Origin of the sequence: Cognatundibacterium rivi, assembly GCF_018139565.1 — a bacterium.
Lineage (GTDB): Bacteria > Pseudomonadota > Gammaproteobacteria > Burkholderiales > Burkholderiaceae_D > Undibacterium > Undibacterium rivi.
In genome coordinates, this window is sequence record NZ_JAGSPK010000009.1 from 1 (window position 1) to 5,787 (window position 5,787).

Annotated in this window: 2 tRNA genes and 3 rRNA genes; all 5 read right to left on the bottom strand. The window is 49.2% G+C overall.

Annotated elements, in window-relative coordinates:
* Positions 1-51 precede the first annotated feature (51 nt).
* Positions 52-164, bottom strand: a 5S ribosomal RNA gene (gene rrf / locus KDM87_RS17595).
* 212 nt (positions 165-376) lie between these two features.
* Positions 377-3,251, bottom strand: a 23S ribosomal RNA gene (locus tag KDM87_RS17600).
* A gap of 418 nt (positions 3,252-3,669) precedes the next feature.
* Positions 3,670-3,746 (bottom strand) — tRNA-Ile (locus tag KDM87_RS17605).
* A gap of 5 nt (positions 3,747-3,751) precedes the next feature.
* Positions 3,752-3,827, bottom strand: a tRNA-Ala gene (locus KDM87_RS17610).
* 111 nt (positions 3,828-3,938) lie between these two features.
* Positions 3,939-5,469 (bottom strand): 16S ribosomal RNA (locus tag KDM87_RS17615).
* Together the 16S, 23S and 5S rRNA genes with 2 tRNA genes alongside form the textbook arrangement of a ribosomal RNA operon.
* Between the last annotated feature and the right edge of the window lie 318 nt (positions 5,470-5,787).

Consider the following 5,787-nt stretch of genomic DNA (forward strand, 5'->3'; position numbering starts at 1 on the left):
AAAAGCAAAACCCCCGGTTACGGTAGGTAACGGGGGGTTAGCAGAATACAAGCCTGACGATAACCTACTTTCACACTGGTTGCAGCACTATCATTGGCGCAGAGTCGTTTCACGGTCCTGTTCGGGATGGGAAGGGGTGGTACCAACTCGCTATGGTCATCAGGCATAACTTGTCGATCTGTTGTGGCCACGTTGTTCTGTGGGGCACAGCAAATCCAATTCAGAAGAAGTTTGTAGAATGTGCGTCGCTTTTCAACTCGCACCAATCTTAATTTATTTTCCTAATTTCTTAGGTATTCCTGGTTATGATTTGTACCAACATTCATTGGCTCACACTTCATATTGCTCACTTGCAGCCTATACCTGCTAAGGTTATAGGGACAAGCCTTACGGGCAATTAGTACTGGTTAGCTTAATGCATTACTGCACTTCCACACCCAGCCTATCAACGTCCTGGTCTCGAACGACCCTTTAAAGAGATCAAGTCTCTGGGAAGTCTCATCTTAAGGCGAGTTTCCCGCTTAGATGCTTTCAGCGGTTATCTCTTCCGAACATAGCTACTCGGCAATGCCACTGGCGTGACAACCGATACACCAGAGGTTCGTCCACTCCGGTCCTCTCGTACTAGGAGCAGCCCCCTTCAAACTTCCAACGCCCACGGCAGATAGGGACCAAACTGTCTCACGACGTTTTAAACCCAGCTCACGTACCACTTTAAATGGCGAACAGCCATACCCTTGGGACCGGCTACAGCCCCAGGATGTGATGAGCCGACATCGAGGTGCCAAACTCCCCCGTCGATATGAACTCTTGGGAGGAATCAGCCTGTTATCCCCAGAGTACCTTTTATCCGTTGAGCGATGGCCCTTCCATACAGAACCACCGGATCACTATGTCCTACTTTCGTACCTGCTCGACTTGTCAGTCTCGCAGTTAAGCACGCTTATGCCATTGCACTATCATCACGATGTCCGACCGTAATTAGCGTACCTTCGAACTCCTCCGTTACACTTTGGGAGGAGACCGCCCCAGTCAAACTGCCTACCATGCACTGTCCCCGACCCGGATAACGGGCCAAGGTTAGAACCTCAAACAAACCAGGGTGGTATTTCAAGGATGGCTCCACGCAAACTGGCGTCCACGCTTCAAAGCCTCCCACCTATCCTACACAGATTGGTTCAAAGTCCAATGCAAAGCTACAGTAAAGGTTCATGGGGTCTTTCCGTCTAGCCGCGGGTAGATTGCATCATCACAAACATTTCAACTTCGCTGAGTCTCGGGAGGAGACAGTGTGGCCATCATTACTCCATTCGTGCAGGTCGGAACTTACCCGACAAGGAATTTCGCTACCTTAGGACCGTTATAGTTACGGCCGCCGTTTACTGGGACTTCAATCAAGAGCTTGCACCCCATCATTTAATCTTCCAGCACCGGGCAGGAGTCACACCATATACGTCCACTTTCGTGTTTGCATAGTGCTGTGTTTTTATTAAACAGTTGCAGCCACCAGTTTATTGCAACCCCTTCATCCTTCCCCCGCAGGGGGGTCAAACTACAAGGGCGTACCTTATCCCGAAGTTACGGTACCAATTTGCCGAGTTCCTTCTCCCGAGTTCTCTCAAGCGCCTTAGAATACTCATCTCGCCCACCTGTGTCGGTTTGCGGTACGGTCTCGTATGACTGAAGCTTAGAGGCTTTTCTTGGAACCACTTCCGATCGCTTCGTGAACAAGTTCACTCGTCTCAACCCCTTGAATTACGCACCCGGATTTGCCTAAGTGCCTTCTACAAGTCAAGAACAGGCTCTTCCAACCGCCTGACGACCTTCTGTGATCCGTCCCCCCATCGCATCATACGACGGTGCAGGAATATTAACCTGCTTCCCATCAGCTACGCATCTCTGCCTCGCCTTAGGGGCCGACTCACCCTGCTCCGATGAACGTTGAACAGGAAACCTTGGGCTTACGGCGTGGAGGCTTTTCACCCCCATTATCGCTACTCATGTCAGCATTCGCACTTCTGATACCTCCAGCATCCTTTACAAGACACCTTCGCAGGCTTACAGAACGCTCTCCTACCATATCCTAAAAGGATATCCGCAGCTTCGGTGTATAGCTTAGCCCCGTTACATCTTCCGCGCAGGACGACTCGATCAGTGAGCTATTACGCTTTCTTTAAAGGGTGGCTGCTTCTAAGCCAACCTCCTGACTGTTTTAGCCTTCCCACTTCGTTTTCCACTTAGCTATACTTTGGGACCTTAGCTGGCGGTCTGGGTTGTTTCCCTCTTGACACCGGACGTTAGCACCCGATGTCTGTCTCCCAAGCTCGCACTCAACGGTATTCGGAGTTTGCAATGGTTTGGTAAGTCGCGATGACCCCCTAGCCATAACAGTGCTCTACCCCCGTCGGTGATACTTGAGGCACTACCTAAATAGTTTTCGGAGAGAACCAGCTATTTCCAAGTTTGTTTAGCCTTTCACCCCTACCCACAGCTCATCCCCTAATTTTTCAACATTAGTGGGTTCGGTCCTCCAGTGCGTGTTACCGCACCTTCAACCTGGCCATGAGTAGATCACTTGGTTTCGGGTCTACACCCAGCGACTGATTCGCCCTATTCGGACTCGATTTCTCTACGGCTTCCCTATGCGGTTAACCTTGCCACTGAATGTAAGTCGCTGACCCATTATACAAAAGGTACGCAGTCACGGAACAAGTCCGCTCCTACTGTTTGTATGCACACGGTTTCAGGTTCTATTTCACTCCCCTCCCGGGGTTCTTTTCGCCTTTCCCTCACGGTACTGGTTCACTATCGGTCGATATCGAGTATTTAGCCTTGGAGGATGGTCCCCCCATGTTCAGACAGGATTTCACGTGTCCCGCCCTACTTGTCGCATACTTAGTTCCACACCGATGATTTCATATAAGGGGCTATCACCCTCTATGGCCAGAGTTTCCAATCTGTTCTATTATCAAAGATGCTAAATCATGCAGGCTCTTCCCATTTCGCTCGCCACTACTTTGGGAATCTCGGTTGATTTCTTTTCCTGTAGCTACTTAGATGTTTCAGTTCGCCACGTTCGCTTTTAACACCTATGTATTCAGTGTTAAATGACCTTACGGCCGGGTTTCCCCATTCGGAAATCTGCGGATCAATGTGTGTTTGCTCACTCCCCGCAGCTTATCGCAAGCTACTACGTCCTTCATCGCCTGATATCGCCAAGGCATCCACCATGTGCACTTAGTCACTTGTCCCTATAACTTTAGCTTCTGGTGTCTGTGTCGATTGCTCAACTCAGGTTCATCACCAAAAACGGTTATAGTTCTTTACTACTTATGAGTATTACTTTAGCGTTTGCCGTATCTCAAGAATTTATTTTTTTCTAAAACTGCCTTTCGGCTGCTTTTGATCAAACTCTTTTAATACTTTGTTTGTTCGATACAATCATAACCCTTCCATAAATTATTCAATGCAACTGTCGTCACACCGAACGAAGCATCCTTCCGGACACTTCCTTTACAGAAATAAATTTTGATTATTTCTACTTTACTTCTTCTGAATTGTTAAAGAACGAGAACTTCTTGTTACTGAGTCTTCCGACTCTCTTTCGCTTTGAAAGAACAAACCTAAACAGCGCACGCGCCATTTGCGTTTGTTTTCTCAACATACTTTTGGTAGGGCTGGTTGGGCTCGAACCAACGACCCCCGCGTTATCAACACGGTGCTCTAACCAGCTGAGCTACAGCCCCAGTATTGGTGGAGGTTGACGGGATCGAACCGACGACCCCCTGCTTGCAAAGCAGGTGCTCTCCCAGCTGAGCTAAACCCCCATTCAGGCACTACTTCCTACTTCAAAGCAGTCTTACTTCTCTTTACTACTCTTCTCGTCTTTTCTTTTAACAGTCAATAAAAGTGAACACTTAATTACGGCGCTACTCTAGAAAGGAGGTGATCCAGCCGCACCTTCCGATACGGCTACCTTGTTACGACTTCACCCCAGTCACGAACCCTGCCGTGGTAAGCGCCCTCCTTACGGTTAAGCTACCTACTTCTGGCAGAACCCGCTCCCATGGTGTGACGGGCGGTGTGTACAAGACCCGGGAACGTATTCACCGCGACATGCTGATCCGCGATTACTAGCGATTCCAACTTCATGTAGTCGAGTTGCAGACTACAATCCGGACTACGATACACTTTCTGGGATTAGCTCCCCCTCGCGGGTTGGCGGCCCTCTGTATGTACCATTGTATGACGTGTGAAGCCCTACCCATAAGGGCCATGAGGACTTGACGTCATCCCCACCTTCCTCCGGTTTGTCACCGGCAGTCTCATTAGAGTGCCCTTTCGTAGCAACTAATGACAAGGGTTGCGCTCGTTGCGGGACTTAACCCAACATCTCACGACACGAGCTGACGACAGCCATGCAGCACCTGTGTTACAGTTCTCTTGCGAGCACCGCCAAATCTCTTCGGCATTCTGTACATGTCAAGGGTAGGTAAGGTTTTTCGCGTTGCATCGAATTAATCCACATCATCCACCGCTTGTGCGGGTCCCCGTCAATTCCTTTGAGTTTTAATCTTGCGACCGTACTCCCCAGGCGGTCTACTTCACGCGTTAGCTGCGTTACTAAGTCAATTAAGACCCAACAACTAGTAGACATCGTTTAGGGCGTGGACTACCAGGGTATCTAATCCTGTTTGCTCCCCACGCTTTCGTGCATGAGCGTCAGTGTTATCCCAGGGGGCTGCCTTCGCCATCGGTATTCCTCCACATATCTACGCATTTCACTGCTACACGTGGAATTCTACCCCCCTCTGACACACTCTAGCCATACAGTCTCAAATGCAGTTCCCAGGTTGAGCCCGGGGATTTCACATCTGACTTATATAACCGCCTGCGCACGCTTTACGCCCAGTAATTCCGATTAACGCTTGCACCCTACGTATTACCGCGGCTGCTGGCACGTAGTTAGCCGGTGCTTATTCTTCAGGTACCGTCATTAGCAATCTATATTAGAGATCACCGTTTCTTCCCTGACAAAAGAGCTTTACAACCCGAAGGCCTTCTTCACTCACGCGGCATTGCTGGATCAGGGTTGCCCCCATTGTCCAAAATTCCCCACTGCTGCCTCCCGTAGGAGTCTGGACCGTGTCTCAGTTCCAGTGTGGCTGGTCGTCCTCTCAGACCAGCTACTGATCGTCGCCTTGGTGAGCCTTTACCTCACCAACTAGCTAATCAGATATCGGCCACTCCATGAGCATGAGGTCCGAAGATCCCCCACTTTCCACCTTAGTGCGTATGCGGTATTAGCGTAACTTTCGCTACGTTATCCCCCACTCTAGGGTATGTTCCGATATATTACTCACCCGTTCGCCACTCGCCACCAGACCGAAGTCCGTGCTGCCGTTCGACTTGCATGTGTAAGGCATGCCGCCAGCGTTCAATCTGAGCCAGGATCAAACTCTTCAGTTTAATCTCTGTTTTGTTCATTTCTGAACTCCTTCTTGCGAAGGTGTCGCTCACTCAAAATACTGACAGTTCAGATTCCATTACTGAAATCTGTCTTGCTTTATTTCTTGTGAAGCATTTGATATTTTTTAAGCATGCCAATCAGTTCAACTGATTGGTGCGCTTTCATCAAGTGCTCACATTTATTGACTGTTAATTGTTAAAGAACCGCGAATCCTAAAATTCTTTTCCGCTTCACTCTTCCGAGTTTCGCTTCGCATCGTTGTGTGCGTCAGCAGCAGAGAAACGAGATTATGAAGCACTTCGCATTCACTGTCAACT